Raw genomic sequence first — 219 nt, 5'->3', positions numbered from 1 at the left:
TCGCCATGGCCGGCGTGCAGATCGCCGTTGGGGCAGCAGCTGGAGCCCGGAGCAAATCAGCCGACGACTGAAGCTTGAATTCCCCGATGATGCATCCATGCGGGTCTCCCATGAAGCCATCTATCAAGCACTCTACATACAGGGTCGGGGCGCACTCAAACGTGAGCTGACGGCCTGCCTGCATACGGGCCGCGCATTGCGAGTTCCGCAAGCCCGAAC

1 pseudogene is annotated in these 219 nt (G+C 61.6%); it reads left to right on the top strand.

The window, feature by feature from the left end:
• Positions 1 to 219, top strand: a pseudogene (locus QN413_RS27290) (IS30 family transposase); the annotation flags it as partial.

It is taken from the genome of Variovorax sp. LG9.2 (assembly GCF_035018885.1).
Taxonomy (GTDB): Bacteria; Pseudomonadota; Gammaproteobacteria; order Burkholderiales; family Burkholderiaceae_C; genus Variovorax.
Note: the sequence above shows the minus strand (reverse complement) of the source record. Positions and strands in the feature narration are given on the sequence as shown.